The sequence below is a fragment of the Streptomyces sp. NPDC093252 genome, from assembly GCF_040683675.1.
In the GTDB taxonomy this organism is placed as follows: Bacteria; Actinomycetota; Actinomycetes; order Streptomycetales; family Streptomycetaceae; genus Streptomyces.
On the sequence record NZ_JBFBEM010000001.1, the window covers coordinates 207,295 to 231,810 of the forward strand.

The window sequence follows — 24,516 nt, forward strand, 5'->3', positions numbered from 1 at the left end:
CCCGGGGCGACTGTCCCCGGGTGGGGTGTCGTGCGGCCCGGTCCGTCGATGGTGATTCCGAAGACGCGGCGGAGGCGGGCGCGCCGTGCAGGGGCCTCGCCGGGCTCATGCCTTCGCCGGGCCGGAGAGGGCGGTCTCCGCTCATGCTGTCGCGGATGGAATGGGGACCAGACCGGATGGAGGGAGGTGGGGGTGGCCCATGCGGTCGGACGGGGGCCGCGGTGCTCCTGCCGGCCCTCTCGCCCGACGCGGCTGCCGATGCCGATGCCGCATCGGACAGCGTTCGCTCTGTTGTGGTGCTCCGCCACGGTCGGGTCGGGGATCATTGGCAGGGCGCAGCTCTGGCAGGGGAGGCTGGTGATGGCTCTCAACCGACGGTACTCACGGCTCATCACGGTGGACGGCATCGACTACCGGTGGCAGGTGCGGAGGAACTCCCCGTGCGGGTTCTGCGGCGGCGGGCTGGGGGCGTCCTTCGTGGTCCAGCAGGTGGATCCGCAGGGCTCTCTTCTGGTGGTGGGAGCGTCGCACGCCATGTCCCCGATCGCGTCGGCAGTGGTGCGGGCCCGTGTCCGCAGTGCCCTGGGTCAGGGGTGGATGCCCGCGCATCCCGGCGCGCCGTTCCATCTTGCCGTCGACGGCTGACCGGTGGTACGGCGGGAGGCGGCCCGGGACGGGACCGTCAACGCCCCTTGAGACTCCGCTCCAGAATCCCCCGGACCCGCGCAACATCCGCCTCGCTCCGCGCCCCCCTCTTGGGCAGCACAGCAAGCCCGACCGCCCCGTCACCGCCCAGCAGCACGAAGAGCCCAGGCGTCTCCACATACTCCCGGAACATCGACCACTCACAACTGCTGGACGCCCGCTCACCCGTGGACACAGCTCCACGCTCATCCACCAGGGTCCGGCACAGCCCGTACGGTTCGACGAAACCGGCGGTCCGACGCGCCGCGGTCCGCAACTGCCGCGCAACCCCCCAGCAGACGATCCCGAGCGCCACCACCGCCGACACACCCAGCGCCAACGGCCGGACATCGGTGCCCACAGCGAGGACGATCATCGCGACAACCGTCATCAACGGCGCGATGAGCACCTCAACCAGCCCGGTCGGTGTGCGAAACGCCCGCACACGAAGCGCCTCCTCGAAATCCACAACGGTCAGCCGGTAGCGGAGCTCGACCGCCACGTCGGATCCGGTACCCGACTCCGACGAACCCTCATCATTTTGTATGTACACGACAGGGAATCGTACCCGGAAGGACTCCCTCGATGACGGCTTCCGCGACGCCTGCCCCGCGCTCGCCGCGAGCGTAGCGACCGGTCCCCCGCTCCCGGAGATCACTATCAGGCCCCGCAAGCGCGCGACTGGGCCTCAGCGCTCGCGCCGCCGCCTGAGACGAGCGGCGTCCGCGCCAGGGGCCGCACCACAACCCGTCCCACCGGGAGGTCAGGCCGCTGATCCGCCGGTGGCCAGGCGCATGAGGTCGGTCGTGAAGTCGACGTCCGCCGCGGTGTGCGCGGCACGGTTGGCCTGACCGGCGAACTGGTGTTGGTAGCCGGTCCAGTTGTCGTCGGCCATGCGGCGGGGGGCGTCGGTGCGCAGCAGTGCGGCGAGTTCACCGGCCGCCCGAGCGATCCGCCTGCCCAGTTCCGGGGAGCCCCAGTCCTCCGGGGCCGCGTACAGCGACGTGGGGACCGGCAGCGCCCGGAGGAAGGCGAAGAGCGGGCGGAGCTGGTCGTCGGCGACCATCGCGTGGCGGGCCGTGCCGCCGGTGGCCGCGAGGATCACCGGCACCGCGATGAGCAGGTCGTTGTCGATGAGATCGGCGAACGACTTGAACAGGCCGCTGATCCCCGCCTTGTAGACCGGCGTGGCCGCGATGACCGCGTCGGCGTCCGCGAGCGCGGCCATCGCCTGGCTGACCGCCTCCGTGGGGAAGCCGGAGACGAGTGAACGCGTGGTCTCGATGGCCAGCGGGCCGAGGTCGAGCATGGTCACGGTGGCGGGGATCCCGGCGGCGCCGAGGGCGTCGACGCTGTGCTGCGCGATGCGGGCGGCGAGCCGTCGGGTGGACGATTCCTCGCTGACGCCGGCGTTGATGACGACGATCTTCCGCGCTCCGTCACGCAGGACGGTAGTCATATCCACCGCCTTGTCCCTGTCCCTGTCCTTGTCCTTGTCCTTGTCTACGGCCTTGTCCGTTGTCTTGTCCGTGGTCATGTCGGCTTCCTTCGCTGTGAGCGGGTGGGGGCCTGGGCAGGGGCGGGATCGGGGGCGATCAGGGCCTGGGTCAGCTCGCGCAGGGTTTCCAGTGCCTGTGCGTCCAGCGAGCGCGTCATCACCTCGCGTACGTGCCGTGCGTGGACGCGGCCCAGCCTGAGGTAGGTCTCGCGGCCCTCGGCGGTGAGGGCCACGCGGCACGCGCGGGCGTCCGTGGGGTCGTCGCGGCGTTCGACGTACCCCTTCTTCTCCAGCCGGGCCACGAGGCGTGACACTCCCGCCTGCGTCAGCAGGGCGTCCTCGATCAGTTCGGTGATGCGGCGGCCGTCGTCCGAGGCGGACAGGGCGTGCAGGACGGCGTACTCGCGTGGCAGTACGTCGGTCCAGTCGCCCGTGCGCTCGAACCCCCGGGCGATCGTGGCCTGGGCCCGCAGCAGGGACTCCCAGGCCGCGACGGCGATCTGTGTGGTGGTGGCGTCCATCAGCGGACCGCGGGGAACGTGGCCCGGACGGTGGGGTCGCTGTCCTGGTAGGGCATCGTGCCGGACAGGTTGTCACCGCGGTTGGGGTTGGGCCGCGGCTGGCGCGGCTCGGCGCCCTTGTACTTGGCGGTGACGAGCGAGGCGTGCGTCGGCGCGTCCGGCACACCTTCCGCCCGTCGGGAACTCAGCTCCTTGCGCAGCACCGGCACCACCTCGGTGCCGAGCAGTTCGACCTGCTCCAGGGCGGTCTCCACCGGCAGCGCGAGCCCGTCGATGGCGAAGAGCTGCCGCTGGTAGTCGCCGAAGCCCTCCTGGAAGGTGAGGACTTTGTCGATGACCTGCTGCGGGCTGCCCACCGTCAGTGGGGTGGCCGCCATGTGATCTTCGAGGCGGGACCCCTGGAACATCGGGTAGTTCTCGAAGTACGGGCGGAAGCGCTCCACCGCGTCCTGCGAGCGGGCGGCGATGAAGGACATCCCGCCGAGGCCGACGATGGCCTGCTCGGGGGTGCCGTGCCCGTAGTGCGCGTAGCGCTGCCGGTAGAGGTCGACGAGCCGCTTGAAGTGGAGGTTCGGCGCCAGGATGTGGTTGGCGAAGAACCCGTTCCCGTAGTAGGCGGCCTGCTCGGCGATCTCCGGGGAGCGGATGGAGCCGTGCCACACGAACGGCGGTACGTCGTCCAGCGGGCGGGGGGTGGCCGTGAACCCCTGGAGCGGCGTACGGAACGTGCCCTCCCAGTCGACGACGTCCTCGCGCCACAGGCGGTGCAGCAGGTTGTAGTTCTCCAGCGCCAGTGCGACGCCCTCGCGGATGTCCTTGCCGAACCACGGATAGACCGGAACGGTGTTGCCGCGCCCCACCATCAGGTCCAGCCGTCCCTTGGCCACGTGCTGGAGCATGGCGTAGTCCTCGGCGATCTTCACCGGGTCGTTCGTGGTCATCAGCGTGACCGAGGTGCTGAGTGTGATGCGCCGCGTCTGTGCGGCGATGTACGCCAGGAGGGTCGGCGGCGAGGAGGGGATGAAGGGGGGATTGTGGTGCTCGCCCAGCGCGAACACGTCCAGCCCCACCTCATCGGCCCGCCGCGCGACCCGGACGATGTTGTCGATGCGCTCGGCCTCACTGTAGGTGTGGCCGGTCGTCGGGTCCGGGGCGATGTCACCGACGCTGAAGATCCCGAACTGCATGGCGTTCTCCTCTCCGCTCTGTGCGTCCACCGGGGCGCACACTCCGCTCAACAACATGACTGCTCATATATTCCATGCGGGCCGACTGTGCCGTGACACGGTCGGCCGGACGCTGTCATCCGGTGCCGGAAGCCCCCGCCCCCGTGCCTGCCGTGCCTGCCCTGCCGTCGGTGGCATCCGAGGAGCGGGCAGCCTTCGGACGCCGGGCTCGGGGAACCGGCCGAGGCGTGCCCGCCGCGCGGTGAGGGAGGGATGTCACCAGCCCTTCGGCTCCGGGTGCCAGGTGCCGTCCAGCGGAACTCCGGCGGCTGCGGCGATCCGGTCGCGGGAGGCGCGCAGCCGGGCCATGAGCGGTGCCGGTTCGACGTCGACCAGCCTGCCGTCCCGTTTCACCGTGCGGCCGGCCACGAGCACGGTGTCGACCAGTCCGGGGTGCCCGGCGCTGACGACGGTGGCGGCGGGGTCGGTGACCGGGAACACGGTGAGATCGTCGGTGCGCAGGAGGATGAGGTCGGCGTCCTTGCCGGGCGTGATACTGCCCGTCCGGGTACCGAGCCCGCACGACCCGGCCGCGTCGACGGTGGCGGACGCCAGCAGATCGCGGGAGCGCAGGCCGCCGTCCAGGCCGCGTTGCACGGCGAATGCGGTACGCATGGCGGAGAACAGGTCACCGGCGGCGGACGGCACGTCGTCGACGGAGAGCGTGGGACGCAGACCGGCGGCCAGTGCGCGTCCGGTCACGGGCCAGCCGAAGCCCATTCTCAGCTCGACGTCCGGGCTGACCGACACCGAACTCCCCGCGTCCGCGAGCATCCGCAACTCCTCGTCACTCACCCCGTTGGCGTGCACGAACGTGGTGGTGTCCCGCAGCAGACCGTGCTCGTGCAGGGTGGCGATCGGACGCCGTATGCCGTCGGAGACGGTGTGCAGGCTGGTGCGCAGCCCGAGTTCGGCCGCCAGGTCCAGCTCGCGGGCGAGACCTTCGACGCCGGTGTCCTGGGGTCCGCGCAGCCCGTACGCCATGGTGAGCAGGCCGTCACCGGCCGCGCCGTCCCCGGCCAGGCCGCCGCGGACGCGCCGGATCTCGGCCTCGACCGGGTCGGGAGTACCCCAGCCCGCCCCGTAGCAGAAGATCGACCGCCCCGGCGCGTCCCGAAGCGCCGCGACGGCGGCGTCCGCGTGCGCCGGGCTCAGTGTGCAGTGGAACCAGTCCAGCATCGTGGTGACGCCGGAGTGCAGCGCTTCGAGACGGCCGAGCAGAACGGCCCAGTAGACGTCGTCGGGGCGGTAGTGGGACTTCACCGTGCCGTGGATGGCCGCGTCCCACTCGGCGAAGGTCCAGTCCGCCCCGATGCCCCGGAACGTGGTCTGCCAGGTGTGGCGGTGGTTGTCCACGAAGCCGGGCATGACGATGCGGTCGGTGGCGTCGATCACCTCGGTACCGGCACCGGCACCGGCCGCGTCGATCTGCGCGGCCACCTGGACGATCACGCCGTCCTCGATGAGCACGTCGCCGCGGGCGAGATCGCCGACGGCCGGGTCCATGCTGAGTACGGTGCCGCCGGTGAGCAGGGTCTTCATCGGGTGGGCTCCTGTGTGGTTCCGAAGGGTGCGCGGGGGTGGGCGGGGCGAGGTGAGTGGGGTGGGGTGGCGCGGTGCTCGTGGTGGGGCGCCTCGGCGGTGCCGTCCTCCACCCGCATCCGGGTGGGCGTGAGCGGGTCGGGTGGGCGCGCAAGGGCCGGTTGAACGGCCCGGGTTGTGTCCGGTGCGTGCCGTGTGGAGCGTTCGGGCTATCGGCGCGGCACGCCGGGGCGGGGCAGAGGCGGGCGTTCGCTCAGCTATCTGTCCGTCGGGTCGAGGGGCACGAGCCGGTCGTCGTCGCCCGTGCCGTGGGCGATGGGCACCGGCCCGCCTCTCGGGGCCGACCCACCCTCGCCGTGGTCGTCGCCGGGCAGGAGGCGGCACAGGTCAGGTAGACACCCGGTCCGGTCCCGGCGAGCCGGGAACCTGCCGGGTTCGGGCCCGGCGCCGGACGTGGAGGAGTGGGACCGCGAGTGTTCTCAGGCACGAGGGCCGCCTTCCCTTCGACTGGGGCGGCCGAGTCGGTGCCGGATCCGCTGGAACGAGTCTCGGGAACATCCCGCCCCGTCACATCTGTCAGTCGACCGGTGAACTGGGCCCGGCCACCGGGCAGTCGTTTGACTGCGCGCAATCGGAAGGCATGAATCTGACGGGACAGCGCGGGGCCGGCCTGGTCAGCGGCGGGCCCGGTGGACCGGGATCAGCGGGCCCGGACTTCCGCTCCGTACAGATCACCCAGCTTGTGGCAGGTCTCGGGTGCCGGGGGAGCCGGCCATGCCGCGACGAGATGCTCTTCCACGGGGCTGCCCGGTACGTTCCTCTGCGCCGAACCCCGGTCCCGCCCGCGGGCGTGGAACCGCACCCGGTAGGAACCCGGGGCGAGCTGCGGGAAGCCTCTGCCGTCTTCGTCCCTCGGGCCGGACAGTGCGCCGGGCTCCTCCTCGAAAACCATGCTCACGTCGACCACCGATTCCCAGGCGGTCAGGTCCAGGGGTGGTTCTTCCGCACGCCAGTCGGCGGTCAGCGAGACGTGTCCGGACTCGGTGCCGGTCATCACGATGGCGAGGCAGGTGTGCGCCGACACCAGGCCGTTGAATCCGCGGTACATGTCATTGTCGATCATGTCCAGGGCGCACAGTTCGGCGAGGTAGAACTGGGCATGGGTGACGAGAATGTCGACGTGTGTCCGGGGCATGCGAGGGATCCTAGACCGCGACCCGGTACCTGCCAGCGACGGTGGGGCCGTTGCGGACGGCCCTGGGCGTGAGCGGCCCTGGGCATGGGCGACCTTGGCGGCGGGCGGCCCTGGGCGGGCGGTGAGCCATCAGCCGTTCTTCGCCCGCCCGGCCCCGGCGCGCCGCCCGCCCCCGCCGAAGTCCTTCTCGGCCTGTATGTCGAGCGCGGCCTCGATCTCCTCCACGCGCAGCGCCCTGAAAGCCTCGACGGCATCCCCGGTCTCCCCGAGAACGTCCTTGATCCGCTGCACCAGCAGACCCTCCGCGCCCCGGAGGGTGTCGACGCCGTGCCGGGTGATCGAGAAGGCCCCCCGCACGGAACCGGCCCCCGGCCCCGACCGACACCCCAGCCCCGGCCCCACCTCCACCCCCGGCTCCGGCTCCGGCTCCGGTCCGAAGCCGCCCGCGTACCGGCCGCACCAGCCTCATCGGAACCCCTCCGCCCGGGACTGCGGCGCGCCCGCGACCGCAATCTCTCCGACCTGTCCGCCCCTCGGCCCGCCACATCTGCCTCTTCGGGCAGGTCTGTTGCGCCATTGGGCCCATATCCCAGGAGGGTGCTGCGCGTGGTTTCAGTAGCGGGTGGGTGCTGGGGCGCGGTGGACGCGCGTGCCGGGTGGGGGTCGGCCGGGCTCGGTGTCGTCCCCGTCGTCCCCGCAGATGTCAGTGGCGTCTTCCTCTCGCGCTACCTGGGGATTCGCTGTGTATCCGCTTAAGTGGCGCCGCCGCTGCGGGCCCGGGCTGACCGTCGCTTCCGGGGACTTCGAAGTGGGCGGGCAGGGGATGGTGTTCCGCGTCGAACGGCCTCAACTGCCCTGCGCCGTCATGCGATCCATAACACGAGGGATGAGCAAACGCAGCCAGTGCATATCACTTGACGGGATATCGCACTCTCTGCGAGGTTCCCTCTCCAGATCGAGGACAGCGGTTGAGGTGCAGGGTCGGCCCGGCCTTCATCACCGTCGCAGACCTTGTCGACGGCCCGGCTGAGTTACTCCGCCGCCCTTTTCGACGGTGAAGGAACCCCTCATGACAGCAACTGGACCCCCGCTGCGCGGAGCCGGTCCGTCGGCGGCGCGACCGGAAGGACCCGGCGACCGGTCGGTGACCGGCGCGGCGGAGCTGGAGACCTGGCTCGTCGGACGCGTGGCGGAGCTGGCCGGGCTGTCACGGGACCAGGTGCGGTCCGGGGACCGGTTCCATCGACTCGGCCTCACTTCGCTCCAGTTGACGCGTCTGACCACGGAGCTGTCCCGGTTCCTCGGCAGGACGCTGCCGCCCACGTCGGCCTGGACCTGGCCGACGCCCTGCGAGTTGGCCCAGGCGCTGAGCAGGGGTGAGGTGCCGCCCGCTGCCGTGCCCGTCGCCGGGGGCGAGGGCGGGGGCGGGGGCGGGGGCGGGGAGGAACGGGACTCCTGGGCAGCCGCCGTCCGTTCCGACCTCGGCTCCGAGCCCATCGCCGTCGTGGGGATGGCCGGCCGCTTCCCGGGTGCGGCCGGGGTCGAGGAACTGTGGCGGCTGCTCGCCGACGGCGGTGACGCGATACGCGAGATCCCCGCCGACCGCTGGGACGCGGACGCCTGGTACGCGCCGCCCGCCGGCACCCCGGGCCGAATGTCCACCCGGTGGGGCGGGTTCCTCGACGACATCGCCGGCTTCGACCCGCTGTTCTTCGGGATCTCCCCGGCCGAGGCACGGCACATGGACCCCCAGCAGCGGCTCGCCCTGGAACTGGCCTGGGAGACGCTGGAGGACTCGGGTACCGTGCCCCGCGCTCTGCGGGGACGCCGGATCGGCGTGTTCATGGGCGCGATGTGGACGACCTACGCGGCGCTGACGGCGGCCGACCCGGCGAGGATCACGTCCTACTCGGCGCCCGGCGGGGATCTCAGCATCATCTCGGCCCGGATCGCCTACACCCTCGGCCTGCGCGGACCGGCGATCACCGTGAACACGGCCTGTTCCTCCTCGCTGGTCGCGCTGCACCAGGCATGCCGGAGCATTCGGTCCGGCGAGTGCGAGGCGGCCCTCGCGGGAGGTGTCGATCTCCTCTGCGGGCCGCAGGAGACGGTCGCGATGTCGCATTTCGGGGCGATGGCCCCGGACGGGCGGTGCAAGCCGTTCGACGCGGCGGCGAACGGCTATGTGCGGGGCGAGGGCGGCGGCATGGTGCTGCTCAAGCCGTTGAGCCGGGCCCTCGCGGACGGGGACGAGGTGCTGTGCACGGTACTCGGCAGCGCCGTCAACAACGACGGGTTCAGCAACGGACTCACCGCGCCGAGCCCGCAGGCCCAGGAGGACGTCATCCGGCGGGCCTGCGAGGACGCCGGGATCGCCCCCGGCGACGTGGCCTATGTCGAGACCCACGGTACGGGCACCAGCCTGGGCGACCCGATCGAGGCCGGTGCCCTCGGCGCGGTGTACGGGACGGGCCGCCCCAGGGGGGACCGGCTGCTGCTCGGCGCCGTCAAGGGCAATCTGGGCCATCTTGAGGCAGCCGCCGGAATCACCGGACTGATCAAGGCCGCGTGCGCCCTGCACCGCCGTGAGATACCGGGGAACCTCCACTTCCACCGGCCGAGCCCGCACATCGACTTCGAGGGCTGGGGCCTGGAGGTCCCGGTCCGCCCGCGGCCATGGCCCGGGCCGCCCGGCGCTCCCGCGCTGGCCGGCGTCAGCTCGTTCGGCTTCGGCGGGACGAACTGCCATGTGATCCTGTCCGGGCACGGCACACGGGGCGCGGACGCCTCCACCGGCCCGGCCCGGTCCGCCCCCGGCCGGGCCGGCGACATCGACACCCACACCGGTGTCGGTACCGGTACCGGTACTGGTACCGGCAGCATCGACGACGCCGGGTCCATCAGTTCCGCCGGTTCGACCAGTTCCCTCACCTCCGCCGCCTTCGTCGGCCGCGCGGCACCGCTCCGTCCCCCGGGCCGTCCCCGCCGCGCGGCGGCGAAGGGCTCCGCCGTCCCCCGGACGCGGGGCCCGGTGTTCGTCTTCGGCGGTCAGGGTTCCCAGTGGCCCGGTATGGCTGCCTCGCTGGCCGGTGATCCGGCGGCGGCCCGTGTGCTGCGGAACTGCGACCGCGCCTTCGCTCCGCACCTCGGCGGATCACTCGCGGACGCACTGCTCGGCGGGACCCGGCCGCTCACCGACACACGCTGGATCCAGGCGGCCGTCTTCACCCTCCAGGTCGCGCTCGCCGAGCGGTGGGCGTCGTACGGAGTGCTCCCCTCGGTGGTGGTCGGTCAGAGCATGGGGGAGGTGGCGGCGGCCCATGTGTCCGGTGCGATCGGTCTGGACGACGCGGCCCGTGTCCTCTCGGAGCGGACCCGGCTGATCACCCCCGCCCGGGGCCGGGGCGGCATGGCGCTGGTCCGCCTCGACCGGGCGGCCCTCGCCGCCCTCATCGACGGACTCGGCCCGACGGACCTCGCGATCGCGGTGATCGGCGGCGAGGACCGTACCGTCGTCGCCGGTGGCGACCGCCCTCTGCGGACCCTGGCCGGGCGGGTCGCCGAGGCGGGGGCGGACTTCCACCGTGTCGACGTGGACTACGCGTCCCACAGCAGCCACATGGACCCGTTCCTGCCCGATCTGGAGGCGGCCCTGTCCCGGATGTCGACGGGTCCGGCGCACGCCGTGTTCTGGTCGACGGTGACCGGCGGTCCGCTGGACGGCACCGCGCTGGGCGCCAGCTACTGGGCGCGCAACCTCCGTGAGACGGTGCGCTTCGGCCCCGCCCTGGCCCGGCTGGGCGAGGCCGGACACCGTGTGTTCATCGAGGTGAACCCGCACCCGATCTGCCAGGACGACATCCGCTCCTGCGCGCCCGACGCGCTCGCGGTGCCCTCGCTCAGCCGGCATGCGGATCCGGACGAGGTGTGGGAGAACGCCGTCGAGGCGGTGCGCTCGGCCCGCGCGTCCGCGGGCGGGACGGCATCGCCCCGGCCCGTCGCACTGGGCACGGGGCAGCCGGAGCACACCGACCCGGCCGGGGGACGACCACGGCTGCTGGTGCTGACCGGTCACACACCCCGGGCCCTCACCGCGGCGGCGGCCCTTATGGCGCGTCACCTGTCGGCGGTGTCCGGGGGGTCGGACGCCGCCGTCCTCGACGCCGTGTGCCGCACGGCGGGCCGCGACCGGCAGCACCACCGTCACCGTCTGGCGGTCGTCGCCGACTCGGCGCGCTCCGCGCGGCGGCATCTGGACACGGTGGCCGACGCCCCGGGGAAGGGGGCGGCGCCCGCCGAGGGACGGGACTGGTATCGCGGTGAGGTGTCCGCTCCGGTCGCCGGGGTCGCCCTGGTGCTGCCCGGCGCCGGGACAGCGGACCCCTCCGCGGCCCCGGCCCTGTGCGCCCGGTTCCCGGCCTTCCGCCGGGCCGCCCACGCGTGCGCGGACGCGCTCGGCGCCCACGGCGGCCCCGACCTGGGCGACTGGCTGACCGGTGCCGCCCCCAAGGCCCCCGGCACGGCGGCCGACGCGACCACGTTCACCTGGGGCGTGGGCCTTGCCGCACTGCTGATGTCGTGGGGACTGCCGGTGTCGGCGGTGACGGGCGAGGGGATCGGCGCGGTGGCGGCAGCCGCGGTGACCGGGGCACTCACCCTGCCCGACGCGGTACGGACCGTGCTGGCCCACCGGGACGGGCAGGGCGGGGGCCGAACCGGAACCGGTGCGGCGGGCCGTCCCGGACCTCCGGTCGTCGACGCCCGCGCCCTCGTGGCGCTGCGACCGCAGGAGCCGCGGATCCCGTTCCTGGAGCCGTCGACGCTGGCCCCCTATCCCGGGCGTGCGCTCAACGCCGAGTACTGGAGCCGCCTCGCCGCGTCGGACCGGCCCTGCGCCCCGGCGGCCGGGAGGATCACGGTCGGGGGCAGCGCCCTGTGTGTCCTGGACCTGCGGACACGGGACCCTGAGGGCCCGGGAATCCCAGGAATCCCGGGGAGCCCAGGGGGACCAAAAGACCCAGAAGGCCCAGAGGGCCCAGAAGGCTCGGGCGGGCCTGCGCACGGGACACCCACCCCCGCACCCGATGCCGCCGCCCCGCCCCCCGGCGTCGTACGGCTGCGCCGCGCGGGACCGCCGCTGGACGTCCTGCTGCACGCGGTGGCCGCGCTGTTCGTGGCGGGCGTGGACCTGGACTGGGACCGCCTTCCGGTCCCGGCCGGGGGCCGGGCACGGCTGCCCGCGTACCCCTGGCAGCGCACCCGCCACTGGATCACCGACGAACCCCCGAGGGCACCCGGGGAGCCCCCGAAGGCACCCGGGCAGGCCCTCGCCCCCGCCGCCCCGGAGACCTCACGCCCGGACACCGGGCCCGGAGGCGACACGGGGCCGTCGGCGCCGGACGACCTGGATTCCGTACAGGAGCACCTCGCCACCGTCGTGGGCGGACTCCTGGGCATTCCCTCCACGGAGGTGGCCCCGGACCGGACCCTGCGGAGCCTGGGCGCGGACTCGCTGGCCGCCATGCAACTCCGCAATACGACGATGAAACGATTCGGCGTCGAGCTGCCCGTATCGCGCTGGCTGGCGGACACGGACCTGCTGGGCCTGGCCGCGGAGATCCACGCCCGCGCGGGCGACGACGGCGCGGAAGCGGCGGGACGGGACGACGCGTCGTACGAGGAGATTCTGCTGTGAACGCACCCTCCGCCCACCCGGTCGGCGACCCGTCCGTGACGGCCGCCCTGGTGGCCGATCTGCTCGGCCGGGACGTGGCGCTTCAGGCGCAGGACGGCCGACTCCGCCTGCGGGCCCCCGGCGGAGCGCTGGAGCCGCGCCTCGTCGAGGCGGTACGCGCGCACAAGGACGCCCTCCTCGCGGAGTTGGGCGGCGGGACGCTGCTGCCGCTCTCGGACGTCCAGCGCCGGCTCTGGTTCCTCCAGCAACTCGACCCGAGCGGCACCGGTTATGTCTTCGCGCAGGTCACCCGGCTGACCGGCCCGCTCGCCCCGGACACGCTGCTCGCGGCGGCCGAGGAGGTCCTCGCCGCGCACCCCGGGCTGCGGGCCGGTTTCCACGACCTCGACGGCACACCGGTCCAGCGCGTGCCGCTCCGCGTCCCCCCGGAGGGTGCCGTGCCGGACGGGCGGGGGCGCGGTATCGCCCCGGAGAGCGCCGTACCGGACGGGCGAGGGCGCGGTATCGCCCCGGAGAGCGCCGTACCGGACGGGCGAGGGCGCGGTATCGCCCCGGAGAGCGCCGTACCGGACCGGCAGGGACCCGGTATCGCCCCGGAAGGTCCCATACCCGACTGGCGCGGAGCCGATGAGCCGACAGCGCTCGCCCGGCTGCGCGCCCGGCTGATACGCCCCTTCGACCTGTCGGCCCCGCCGCTGCTGCGCACCCTGCTCGCCCGGACCGGCGACACCACCTGGCTGTGGGGCGTCGCCTTCCACCACCTGGTCGCCGACGGCTGGACCCACGCCCTGTTCCAGCGTGAACTCGCCGCCGCCTACCGGCGTCTGCTGTCGCCCTCCGCCGGCGCCCCGCACCCGGCCCCGGACACACCTCCGACCCCGGCCCCGCACCCGACCCCGGCCCCCGCACGTACCGACTACGCCGACTTCGTGCTCGCGGACGCCGAACGACGCGACCACCCGGACCGCGACACCGCCCTCACCCACTGGACGGAGCGGCTGCGCACCCGCGGCGACGGCGAGATCGCACCCGACGCCGACCGTCCCGCCCTGCGCACCCACACCGGCGCACGGGTCGATCTCGATCTGTCCGCCGAGGTGACGCGGCGACTGCGGCGGATCGCCGACGACGCCGGCGGAACCCTCTTCGCCGCACTGCTCGCGGTGCACGGCACCTTCCTCCACCGACACACGGGCAGCGACCGCAACACCGTCGGCACCCCGCACGCGAACCGGCCCGAGGAACGCTTCCACGACGTCATGGGCTGTTTCGTCAGCACCCTCCCGCTCACGGCGGACGTGTCGGGCGACCCGACCTTCCGGGAACTGACGGCCCGTACCGCCGCCCATTGCCTCACCGCCTGGGACCACGCCGACTTCTCGTACGCGCGCCTGGTCGACCGGCTGTCCCCGGAGCGGGACACCAGCCGCAACCCGCTGTTCCAGACCTTCCTCGCCCTCCAGGACATTCCCGGCTCCCTCGAACTGCCCGGCGTCGGGGCCGCACCGGTCGCGTTCGACACGGGCGTCAGCCAGTTCGAGCTGGAGGTCCATCTGACGCCCCGGCCGGACGGCACCCTGCGGCTGACCCTGCTGCACAACCGGGACCTGTTCACCCCGGGCACCGCCCGCCGCCTGGCCGCACGCTGGGCCGCCCTCGCGGGTGCCGCCGCGCACACCCCCGACGTGCCGCTGCGGGACCTCACCGGCCTCACCCCGGACGACACCGCCCGCCTGGGGCGATGGGAGAGGGGCCCGGCCGCGCCCGGCCACCCCCGGCACACCACCGTCGACGACCTGTTCACGGCGCAGGCCGCCCGCACCCCGGGGCGGACCGCCGTGACCGGCGAGGGCGGCACCCTCACCTACGCCGAGCTGGACACCGCCGTCGACCGGCTGGCCGCGCTGCTGCGCACCCACGACCCCGACCGTGCCCCGGTCGGCGTGCTCCTGCCGCGCACCGTCGACCTCCCCGCCGCGCTCCTGGCCTGCGTCCGGGCGGGCGCCCCCTTCCTGCCCATCCCGCTGGACGCCCCACCGGCCCAGGTCGACACCCTCGTACGCCGCAACGGGATCCGCGTGGCCTGGGCCGTCGAGGACACGGCGGCGGCCCTCCCGCCGGGCGTCCACCCCCTCGACCCGCGCGCCACCGCCGCCCCGGCACCCGCCGCCGCGGCGCCGGAACGGCGACCTCTCGCACGCGGCACGAACGACCCGGGCAACACGGGCGACGACACGGCGTACATCCTGCACACCTCCGGGTCCACCGGCGAACCCAAGGGGGTCGCCGTCGGGCATCCCGCCCTCCTCAACCTCCTGACCACGATGGCCGAGGCACCGGGCATCAGCGAGGACGACACCCTTCTCGCCGTCACCGCCCCGTTCTTCGACATCGCGCTCCTCGAACTCTTCCTGCCGCTGATCACCGGCGCCCGCCTGGCCGTGGCCACCGACGCGGAGGCCCGCGACCCCGGAGCCCTCGCCGCCGCGATCGGCTCGGCCGGCGCGACCGTCATGCAGGCCACACCGTCCACCTGGCGCATGCTCACCGACACCGGCTGGCGGGGCGACCCGGACCTCTCCGTGTGGAGCGGCGGCGAACCCCTCGCCCGTGACCTCGCGGAGCGTCTGCTCCGGGGCTGCCGCGCCCTGTGGAACCTCTACGGACCGACCGAGACGACGATCTGGTCGACCCGGCACCGGGTGGAGAGCGGGACCGGGCCGGTTCCCATCGGCGGACCGGTCGCGGGCACAGGACTGCATCTGCTCGACGGGGACGGCCGTCCGGTGCCCCCCGGGGTGCCCGGTGAACTGTTCATCTCCGGCCGGGGCCTGGCGCGCGGTTACGTCGGCAGACCCGATCTGACGGCCGAACGCTTCGTACCGGTGACGACCGTCTCGGGCGGCCGGACCCGCGCCTACCGCACGGGCGATGTCGCCCGGTTCACCGCCGACGGCGACCTCGTGTGCCTCGGCCGCACCGACGACCAGCTCAGGGTGAGGGGGCAGCGGGTGGAACCCGGTGAGATCGAGGCCGCGCTCGTCCGGCATCCGGCGGTACGGGAAGCCGTCGTCGTCACCACGGACGACGGTCTGCTCGTCGCACACCTGCGCGTGGGCCGCGCCACGGACGCCGTCGCGGGAGGGGGCGGCGGCGGCCCGGACACGGCAGCGGGACCGGACCGGGTGGACGGCCCGGACACAGCGAACGAGCCAGGTACAGCGAACGAGCCGGACACGGCGGACGGTGCGCGGGAGCCGGACGGTTCGCGGGAGCCGGACGGTTCGCGGGAGCCGGACGAGGCCGCCCTGGCCGCCTTCCTCGCCGGGCGGCTGCGCGCCGCCCTCGTCCCGCAGCGCTTCGTCGTCCACACGGCGCTGCCCCGCACCGCGAACGGCAAGGTCGACCGCGCGTCCCTGCGGGCCCGGTCCCTCCCCGCGCCGGGCGACGGCGACGACCGCCCCCGGACCGCCACCGAGGAACTCGTGGTCTCCCTGTACTCCACCGCGCTCGGCGGCGTCCCCGTCGGACGCGCCGACGACTTCTTCCGGCTGGGCGGCCACTCCCTGTCCGCCGTACGGCTCCTGCACCGACTGGCGGAACACAGCTCCGTACGGGTTCCGCTGCACGACTTCCTGGCCGACGGCAGGGCCAGCGCCGTCGCCGCCCTCGTCGACCGGCAGACCCTGCGGGCCACCGAGGACCTGGACGACATCGCCCTCGCGCTCGCGATGCTGGAGGGCATGACCGACGACGAGGCGGACGCCCTGCTCACCGCGTCCCTCTCCGAACCGGATTCGACCACCGCACCCCACGCACCAGGGAACCCCCATGACTGACACCACCGCCCCCACCACCGCCCCCGCCGCGACGGCCGGGTCCCTCGAAGACCGCGTCCGGGCGTTGTCCGACACCAAGCGCCTGGCGCTGAGACGGCTGATAGCCGACCGTGACGCCGAGGCCCGGCTGCTCGCGCTCGACGGATCGGCCCTGAAACTGCTGCGCGGCGGCCCGGGACCCAACCTCTTCGTCTTCCCGGCCACCGAAGGCAGCGTCGGCTACATGACCGGCTATCTGCCGCACATCCCCGACGACTGGAGCGTGTACGGCTGCCAGACGCCGGGCCTGGAGGGGGAACGGGAGCCGTACACGACCGTCGAGGACATCGCCGCGCACAATGTCCGGCAGATCCGCCGCGTCCAGCCGCACGGCCCCTACTATCTCGCGGGCAACTGCATGGGCGGGCTCCCCGCCTTCGAAACGGCCCGGCAACTGCACCTGGAGGGGGCCGGGATCGGACTCGTCCTGCATCTGATGCCGACCTTCCGCCGCCAGTGGAACGACCTGCCCGCCCTCGACTCGCTGGACACCCGCGCCCTCATCGACTACGGGTTCATCATCGAACGCCTGGTCGGCGAACCCGTCCGTCTGCCCCTCGACGAGATCGCCGGGCTGCCGGAGGCCGAACGCACCGACAGGGTCGTGGACTTCCTGGCCCGGCATCCCAGTCTCAAGGGCGTCGACACCGCCGTCGTGCGCCATCGCATCGGTGTCTACCGGGCCAACCTCGGTGCCATGTTCGCCTACCGGCCCGGCGGTGGCTTCGACGGCGGCCTCACCGTCGTGGCGGTGGGCCAGGACGAGCAGGACGAGGGTGTCGTGGACCCCGACTCCCCCTACGCGTCCGCCATCAACGCGATGGCCGAGGACCGCGTCCGCGTGCTCCGCGTCGACGCCGACGCCAGCGCCCTGTTCGACTGCGCGGAACCGCACATCACCCGCGTCGGGAAGGTCCTGCGCACGGTCCTGACCGAAGCCGGGGCCGACCGCACTTCCCGAGCCGGAACCGGAGCCGGAACCCCCGCCGGGGCCGAAGCATGACCATCTCACCCGAGGGCTGCCCGGTCCGGCACGACTTCGACCCGCTCGAAGCCGGATTCACCGCCGACCCGTTCACTCAGCTCGCCGATCTGCGCGCCCAGTCACCGGTGTGCTACGCGCCCGCGATCAAGATGTGGGTCGTCACCCGCTACCGGGACGTCGAACGCATCCTCAAGGACCATGAGCGCTTCAGCGGAGCCAACACCCAGCAGCCCGTCTTCCCGCTGAGCGAAGAGGCCGCGGCCGTCATGGCCGACGGATTCGGCGCCACCCCCACCCTCTCCAACGGTCCCGAACCCCGCCACGGCCGCGTCCGCGCCCACTGCCTCAAAGCGTTCTCCGCCCGCCGCCTGGCCGTCCTCGCCCCCACGATCCGGACCAGGGCCGCCGAACTCATCGACGCGATGCTGACCCGCGACCGCTTCGAGGTCGTCTCCTCGCTCACCTACCCGCTGCCCGCCTCCGTGGTGTTCGCCCTCATCGGCTTCCCGCCCCGGGACGCGATCCGCCTCAAGGGCCTCGCCGCCGAACGCATGCTGTTCACCTGGGGCCGCCCCAGCGAGGCCCAGCAACTCGACGTCGCCCGTTTCATGGTCGACTACTGGGCCTACTGCGAGGACTTCGTCGCCCGGCGACTGGAGGACCCCGACGACTCCTTCACCGGCGACCTCGTCCGCATCCACCGCGACGACCCGGACGCCCTCACCCCGGACGAGATCGTCAACGTCATCCACGCCATCAGCTTCGCGGGCCACGAGACCACCACCAACGTCGCCACCAGCGCCCTGCTGCGCCTCCTGCGCCACCGCGACCAGTGGGAGGCGATCTGCGCGCACCCCGAACTGATCCCCGGCGCGGTCGAGGAGGCACTGCGCTACGACCCCAGCCTGTTCACCTGGCGGCGCGTCACCACCACCGCCGTCGACATCGACGGGGTCCGTCTCCCGGCCGGAACGCCCCTGCTCCTCGCCATCGGGTCCGCCAACCACGACGAGCGGAAGTTCCCCGGCCCCGACGCCTTCGACATCCGCCGGCCGGGCAACCAGCAGCACCTCACCTTCGGCAAGGGCGGCCACTACTGCTTCGGTGCACCCCTGGCCCGGATGGAGCTGAGGGCCCTGCTGGAACTGCTCTCCGCCCGCGCCCCGAGCCTGCGTCTCGCACCCGGCCAGGACATCACCTTCCACACCAATGTCGTCTTCCACGGCCCCCGGGAACTGGTGCTGGAGTGGGACGGGCCGGTGACCGCGTGACGGGGACAGGGCTCCGGACCCCGCTGACGATCCGCGGCAGCACGCTCAAGAACCGGCTGGTCTTCCCGCCGTTCGTCAACGGCTTCGCCGACGGGCACCGCATCTCGCCCACCACCGTGAACTGGTACCGGCGCCTCGCCCGCGGCGGGGTCGGCACCGTCATCACCGAAGCGCTGTTCGTCCACCCCTCCAGCGAACCCCAGCCCAACATGATCACCGCCTACCACCCCGACAACCGGAACCGCTGGGCGCGTCTCGCAGCGGCGGTGGAGGACGCCGACTGCCGTCTCATCGGCCAGCTCGTCCACGCCGGACGCAGCCGCATGCTCACCGGCACCCGCTACCAGGGCCTCGCGCCCTCCGCCGTCGCCGACCCCTACAGCGGCCATGTCCCGCGGGCCCTGACCGGGGCGGAGATCACCGAACTCGTCGACACCTACGCGCGCACCGCCGCCACCCTCGCCGCCGCGGGCTTCTCCGGCGTGGAGATCCACGCCGCCCACGGCCATCTGCTGTCCCTGTTCCTGTCACCGCGCTGGAACCGCCGCGACGACGCCTACGGGGGAGACCCCGAACGCCGCGTCCGGATCATCGCCGACATCGTCACCGCCGTCCGCGCGTCCTGCCCCGCCGGGTTCCTGGTCTCCCTCGCCCTCACCGCCGAGGAGGGAACCGGCGGCGGACCGACCGCCGACGAGGCCGCCGCCATGTTCCGCCATCTGACCGCGACCGCACCCGTCGACGTCGTCACCTACCGGGCGGGCACCATCGGCCCCACCCTCGCCGACCACATCCCGGACCTGACCTATCCGCCCGCACCCATGCTGGACATGCAGCGCCGGATGCGCGCGGCCAACCCGGGCACCCCCTCCATAGCCGTCGGCCGCATCACCGACGGCGCCGCCGCGGCCCGGGTGCTCGACAGCGGCGCGGGTGACCTGGTGGCGCTCGGCCGGCCCCTGGTCGTCGACCCCGGCCTGCCCCGCCGCCTCCTCGCCGGGGACCTCCCCCTGCGGCGGTGCGCCTACTGCAACATCTGCTGGACCGAGGTCCAGTCCGGCAACCCGGGCCGCTGCCCCGTCGCCCCGGACTGGGGACGGCGGCCCCCAGAAGAACCAGCGGGACAGCGGGTCACGGAGGACCGTACGGCGACGGTCCGTGGGACACCGCCCCGCCGCCCCCGCCGCCCGCGGGTCACCGTCGTCGGCGGCGGCGCCGCCGGTCTGACGGCCGCGGCTGCGTTCGCCGAACGAGGGCACCAGGTCACCCACTTCGCCGGCGCCACCCCCGGAGGCCGGCTCGCCCGCCAGTCCCTGCTCCCCGCACTGCGCGAACTGACCGCGCTGGTGGACGCCCCACGCCTGCGCGGCCGGGCCGCCGGAGTCCGCCACCTGGCCCGGCGGGCCGAGCCGCCGTCCCTGCTGGCCACCGCCCCGGACCTCGTCGTCCTGGCCACCGGCGCCACGGGGCCGGTCCCGGACTACGTCCGGTCCGCCCCCACCGGCGCGGCCGAGATCACCGCCCTGCGCGCCTGGGACGCGGACCGTCTGCGGACACTGCGCCGCTCGCCCGCCCCGGGCGGCACCGCCGTCGTCGTCGCGGACGACGACGACCCCGCCGCCTACGCGCTGGCCTGCCTGCTCGCGCCGCTGCACCGCCGGACGGTCGTCCTCACCACCGCAGCCGAGCCACTCCCCCACCTGTCCTGGATCTACCGCAGGGGCCTGGACCGGATGCTGCGCCGGGCGGGCGTCCACCACCGCACGGACCGCGTCCCCATCGCCCTGCGGCCCGGCGAACTGGAGATCACCGGCGGCGCGGCCACGGAGACCCTCACCGATGTCACCCGGCTCGTCTGGTCGTCGCCCCGAGTCCCCGGCACCACCCTGACCGGACCTCTCCAGGACGCCGGTGTCCCCCATCTCCTCCTCGGCGACGCCGCCCGCCCGACCACCCTCCCGGACATCCTGCGCGAACTGCCCGGCGCCCTGCGAGCCGTCCACCTCGCCCCCACGAGCTGAGCCGACCGGAGACGGCCACGCAGCGACCGGCGAGTTCCGGAACCCGGCGGACGCGCCACGCCAAACGACCGGGACCCGCCGCATTCTGCGACCGGGGTGGTGGCCGCGGGGAATGCGGTGGCCATCGGCTGGGACGGCACGGTCAGCGACGGGGCCGCCACCCTCATCGCCGAGCACCTGTCCCAGCAGCGCAGCCGCCGTACCGTCGTGGCGGAGGCCGTCGCCCGCGCCCACCGGCACCTGCCCGGCCCGTTCGGATGAGCCGCTGCGGGCGGACCGGCACCTGGCGGGGCGGCGCAGGGACTTCGTTCCTCCACTGGACGCCGAGGGCGACGCGGTCCGACCGGGAATCTCACGTTTGCCGCCGCACGTACGTCTTCTTCCATGAGATGGACATGCAGCAACCGTTCGAGAGCGTCGTTGCGCGACACGGCGCGACCGTGCCGCGCGTCCGCCGGGTTCGACGTGCCGTCGGACCTGTCCCTGTCGCACGGGTTCCGGCGCCCGGTGCAGGCGCGCCCGCCCGGGACCGGGGCTTCCTGGTGGCGCCACGCGTCACGGTTCGCCGACGCCGACCCCGACCTGTGGGTGCACCCGGACACCGCCCCCCTCGGGGTGCGGCATCGGCAACGGCCGGATCGACATCACGATGCGCATGACAGGGCTCGAAGGGTGACCGCATGACACAGGACACACGCCACACCACCACCCCTGCCGACGCCGCCCCCGGCGTCGTCGTCGGGCAGGACGGACTCGCCCGGCCCGCGTGGGCGGCCGTGGACCCCCTGCTGCGCGACTACTACGACAGCGAATGGGGCATGCCGGTCACGGACGAGCGCGGTGTCTTTGAGCGCGTCAGCCTGGAGGGGTTCCAGGCGGGCCTGTCCTGGGCGACGATCCTGCGCAAACGGCCCGCGTTCCGGGCGGCATTCGACGGCTTCGATCCGGATGTGATCGCCGCCTACACCGAGGCGGATGTCGAACGGCTGATGACCGACGCCGGCATCGTACGCAACCGGCGCAAGATCCAGGCGGCCGTCACCAACGCCCGGGCCACCATCAGGCTGCGCGAGGAGATGGGCCTGGCCGGCCTGGTGTGGTCGTTCCGGCCCGCGACCACGCCCCGCCCCCGGACCTTCGCGGAGATCCCCACGAGGTCGGACGAGTCCCTCGCGCTGTCGAAGGAACTGAGGCGCCGGGGCTTCGCGTTCGTCGGCCCGACCACCATGTACGCGCTCATGGAGGCGATCGGCATCGTCGACACCCATCTGCTGGACTCGCACCGGCGCGGCAGCTCCGGGATCTGGCCCTCGTGACCCCGCTCCCCCTCGCCCCCCAGAGCCCGGCCGACCGCGAGGCCGCGCTGCGGTCGCCGATCGCCCGCGCAGCGCCGGAAGGAGAAGATCCCGTGGGTGCCGAGAATCCTCGCTGCCGATCTCACGTTTCGCACCCGGTGAACGTCTTCGAGATGTCATCACGTCACAGGCGAACCGATGACAACAACGGAAAGGACAAACCCATGCCGCTCGAAGAGAACAAGGCGATCGTCGGCCGCTGGTTCACCGAGTTCTGGGGCAACCCCTTCAACCCCGGCATCATCGATGAACTCGCCGCTCCGGACATCCGGTTCGAGTACTCGCTGCACAAGCCCATGCGCGGCCGGGACGAGGTGCGTGCCTTCGCGACCAACTTCCGCACCGCGTTCCCGGACCTCAACTTCTGGGGCACCGCGGACCTCATCGCCGAAGGCGACTACGTCGTCGGACAGTGGGAGGGCGGCGGCACCCACACAGGGCCGGTCGTCTTCGACGACCTCCCCATCGGCTCCGCCCCTGCGGCGTCCGGCAAGACGCTCCGCTTCACCGGCAAGACGGTCCTCAAGGTCCAGAACGGCCTCATCGTCGAGGAACTCGGACTCGACGACGGCGTGAAGGTCCTCCAGCAGCTCGGCATCATCCCGACCGCCTGACCCGACCGCCGGTATCCGGCATCACACCGGAGGGGCCTGCCCTCGCAAAAAGGCGGGCCCCTCCGGCAGTCCCAGAAAGCTCACCCGGCCCGCCCAACCCCCGTGCCAGGCCCGCCCGCACGGGTTCCCAGGTCAGGCGTGGTGTCCGTGCGCGGAGCCCCGGCGACGTCGCGGACGGGGTCGAGGGTGGGGGTCCGAGCGGTGTTCGCCTCGTCGGGTCCAGCGGCGGGGGTGCAGCCCGCCGCGGCCGGAAGGTGTCGGCGGGGTCCGCGTCCGCGCGTGATCGAGTGCCCCTCGGCGCACTCCGGTACGGTCTGCGGCCGGTTGGGCCAGAGCCTGGCCGTCGTCCGGCCAGGGTCAATCGACTCACCAGGGCCTGTCGTTTGGATCATCCAGGCGCGTCGCAGGCCCTGGCACGCGCATCTGCCGCGTTGTCGTCACTCGCCGACGCTCCGCGTCGACTCCCTCCTCCGCCTTGCAGCTACACGCACCAGACCCCGCTCGGGTCGGCCGGAAAGGCGCCGAGCCGCATCGCCCGGATGATCCAAACGACAGGCCCTAGGTCAGTAGGCGCGTGCCATCACGGCGACGTTGCCCGGCTGGTCGTCGCTCTCGGGGACCGAACCATCCGCGGCGACCAGGCACCGCACGGACACACCCCGCTCGGCGAGCCTCGCCTCGCCCTCCGGGCCCAGCGTGGCCCAGGGGATGCGCGCCCAGCCGCTGTGCGCGGCCTCCTCGGCCTCCTCGATGGTGGTCACCTCGGCGGTGCGGTCCTTGCGACGCCGGCGGGACTGGGTCAGCAGCAGCGCTTGGTCCTCCTCCAGCACCCTGGGCAGCAGGGCGGACAGCGCGTCGATCGCCGTCGACTCCTTGCTCCCCGCGATGCGGCGGACCAGCACGGCGGTCCCGTTCTCCAGGTCGCGAGGCCCCACCTCGATCCGTACGGGCACGCCTTTCAGCTCCCAGTCGACCGCGCGGCGCCCGAACGGCGTGTCAGTGCGGTCGTCGACACGGACGCGTACACCCGCTGCCTTCAACCGGTCGCCGATCTCGCGGACCTTGGCCAGAACCTCGTCGCCGCCCTTGATGGCGACGACCACTGCCTGGATCGGGGCCAACCGGGGCGGGATGCGTAGACCGTTGTCGTCTCCGTGCGTCATCACCAGCGCGCCGATCAGGCGCGTGGTGGAGCCCCAGGAGGTCTGCCAGACGTGTTCTTGCCGGCCGTCCTTCGACAGGTACCGCGTGTTGAACGCCTTGGCGAAGTTCTGGCCGAGTTCGTGGCTGGTGCCCAGTTGCAGGGCCTTGCCGTCGCCCATCATGCCCTCCAGGGTGAGCGTGTTGATGGCGCCGGCGAACCGTTCCCTGGCTGTCTTGCGTCCCGGCACGGCGTCCATGGCGAGGACGTTCTCCATGAAGTCGGCGTACACGTTCCGGTGGATGTGCGCGGCGTAGTCCCGGGCGTCCTCGTAGGTGGCGTGCGCGGTATGGCCCTCCTGCCACAGGAACTCCGTTGTACGGAGGAACACGCGCGGGCGCAGTTCCCAGCGCACCACGTTGGCCCACTGATTGATGAGCAGGGGCAGGTCGCGGTAGCTGTTCACCCACTTGGAGAAGTAGTCGTTGATGATCGTCTCGGAGGTGGGGCGGACGACGACGGGCTCCTCCAGCTCTTTGCCGCCCGCGTGCGTGACAACGGCGAGCTCGGGCGCGAAACCCTCGACGTGCTCGGCCTCCTTCGTCAGATATGACTGCGGAATGAAGAGCGGGAAGTACGCGTTGGAGGCGCCCGCGTCCTTGATCCGGGTGTCCATGTCCTGCTGCATCCGCTCCCACAGTCCGTACCCGTACGGCCGGATGACCATGGTGCCGCGGACCGGCCCGTTGTCGGCCAGTTCGGCCTTGGTGATGAGGTCCTGGTACCAGCGGGGGAAGTCGTCCGCCCGCGACGTGAGAACGTGTGCCCTTGCCATGGCGTGCACGGTAACGCTGGGGCTCGCCCGTGCGCGAATGAGTTACTAACCATTC

17 protein-coding genes are annotated in these 24,516 nt (G+C 72.9%); 9 read left to right on the top strand and 8 right to left on the bottom strand.

Going from position 1 to position 24,516, the window contains the following annotated elements:
• Positions 1–360 precede the first annotated feature (360 nt).
• On the top strand, positions 361–645 hold the full coding sequence (locus AB0O01_RS00845; protein WP_365309536.1) for a hypothetical protein: 285 nt from the start codon (positions 361–363) through the stop codon (positions 643–645).
• 37 nt (positions 646–682) lie between these two features.
• Here AB0O01_RS00845 and AB0O01_RS00850 read toward each other — a convergent pair whose 3' ends face one another.
• From AB0O01_RS00850 to AB0O01_RS00880, 7 genes are all read right to left on the bottom strand, one after another.
• Complete coding sequence (locus AB0O01_RS00850; protein ID WP_365309538.1) at positions 683–1,186, bottom strand: YcxB family protein; 504 nt, start codon at positions 1,184–1,186, stop codon at positions 683–685.
• Positions 1,187–1,447: 261 nt separating this feature from the next.
• A complete protein-coding gene (locus tag AB0O01_RS00855) occupies positions 1,448–2,221 on the bottom strand; it encodes a CE1759 family FMN reductase (protein ID WP_365309540.1) in 774 nt (257 codons plus the stop codon).
• Positions 2,218–2,703, bottom strand: coding sequence for a MarR family winged helix-turn-helix transcriptional regulator (locus AB0O01_RS00860; protein ID WP_365309542.1), 486 nt, complete (start codon positions 2,701–2,703; stop codon positions 2,218–2,220). The genes AB0O01_RS00855 and AB0O01_RS00860 overlap by 4 nt, the downstream gene beginning before the upstream one ends.
• A complete protein-coding gene (locus AB0O01_RS00865; RefSeq protein WP_365309544.1) occupies positions 2,703–3,890 on the bottom strand; it encodes a CE1758 family FMN-dependent luciferase-like monooxygenase in 1,188 nt (395 codons plus the stop codon). Before AB0O01_RS00865 ends, AB0O01_RS00860 begins: the two co-directional genes overlap by 1 nt.
• A 255-nt stretch (positions 3,891–4,145) precedes the next feature.
• Complete coding sequence (locus AB0O01_RS00870) at positions 4,146–5,471, bottom strand: amidohydrolase family protein (protein ID WP_365309547.1); 1,326 nt, start codon at positions 5,469–5,471, stop codon at positions 4,146–4,148.
• Between the two features lie 700 nt (positions 5,472–6,171).
• On the bottom strand, positions 6,172–6,666 hold the full coding sequence (locus AB0O01_RS00875; protein WP_365309549.1) for a hypothetical protein: 495 nt from the start codon (positions 6,664–6,666) through the stop codon (positions 6,172–6,174).
• A gap of 129 nt (positions 6,667–6,795) precedes the next feature.
• A complete protein-coding gene (locus AB0O01_RS00880) occupies positions 6,796–7,023 on the bottom strand; it encodes a hypothetical protein (protein ID WP_365309551.1) in 228 nt (75 codons plus the stop codon).
• A 712-nt stretch (positions 7,024–7,735) separates the two neighbouring features.
• On the opposite strand from AB0O01_RS00880, the gene AB0O01_RS00885 reads away from it, so the two are divergent.
• The 8 genes from AB0O01_RS00885 to AB0O01_RS00920 all read left to right on the top strand — a co-directional run bounded on the left by AB0O01_RS00885 (position 7,736) and on the right by AB0O01_RS00920 (position 22,485).
• Positions 7,736–12,361, top strand: coding sequence for a beta-ketoacyl synthase N-terminal-like domain-containing protein (locus AB0O01_RS00885; protein ID WP_365309553.1), 4,626 nt, complete (start codon positions 7,736–7,738; stop codon positions 12,359–12,361).
• Positions 12,358–16,200, top strand: coding sequence for an amino acid adenylation domain-containing protein (locus AB0O01_RS00890; protein ID WP_365309555.1), 3,843 nt, complete (start codon positions 12,358–12,360; stop codon positions 16,198–16,200). The genes AB0O01_RS00885 and AB0O01_RS00890 overlap by 4 nt, the downstream gene beginning before the upstream one ends.
• Positions 16,193–17,242, top strand: coding sequence for a thioesterase domain-containing protein (locus AB0O01_RS00895; RefSeq protein ID WP_365309557.1), 1,050 nt, complete (start codon positions 16,193–16,195; stop codon positions 17,240–17,242). Before AB0O01_RS00890 ends, AB0O01_RS00895 begins: the two co-directional genes overlap by 8 nt.
• Entirely contained in the window at positions 17,239–18,495 is a 1,257-nt protein-coding gene (locus AB0O01_RS00900; RefSeq protein WP_365309559.1) for a cytochrome P450, read from the top strand. Before AB0O01_RS00895 ends, AB0O01_RS00900 begins: the two co-directional genes overlap by 4 nt.
• Entirely contained in the window at positions 18,492–20,516 is a 2,025-nt protein-coding gene (locus AB0O01_RS00905) for an NADH:flavin oxidoreductase (protein WP_365309561.1), read from the top strand. The genes AB0O01_RS00900 and AB0O01_RS00905 overlap by 4 nt, the downstream gene beginning before the upstream one ends.
• A gap of 99 nt (positions 20,517–20,615) precedes the next feature.
• Entirely contained in the window at positions 20,616–20,777 is a 162-nt protein-coding gene (locus tag AB0O01_RS00910) for a hypothetical protein (RefSeq protein ID WP_365309563.1), read from the top strand.
• 419 nt (positions 20,778–21,196) lie between these two features.
• Positions 21,197–21,832: a DNA-3-methyladenine glycosylase I gene (locus AB0O01_RS00915; protein ID WP_365309565.1), complete on the top strand. Its 636-nt coding sequence runs from the start codon at positions 21,197–21,199 to the stop codon at positions 21,830–21,832.
• A gap of 203 nt (positions 21,833–22,035) precedes the next feature.
• Entirely contained in the window at positions 22,036–22,485 is a 450-nt protein-coding gene (locus tag AB0O01_RS00920) for an ester cyclase (RefSeq protein ID WP_365309567.1), read from the top strand.
• Positions 22,486–23,048: 563 nt separating this feature from the next.
• Here AB0O01_RS00920 and proS read toward each other — a convergent pair.
• Complete coding sequence (gene proS, locus AB0O01_RS00925) at positions 23,049–24,461, bottom strand: proline--tRNA ligase (RefSeq protein WP_365309569.1); 1,413 nt, start codon at positions 24,459–24,461, stop codon at positions 23,049–23,051.
• Between the last annotated feature and the right edge of the window lie 55 nt (positions 24,462–24,516).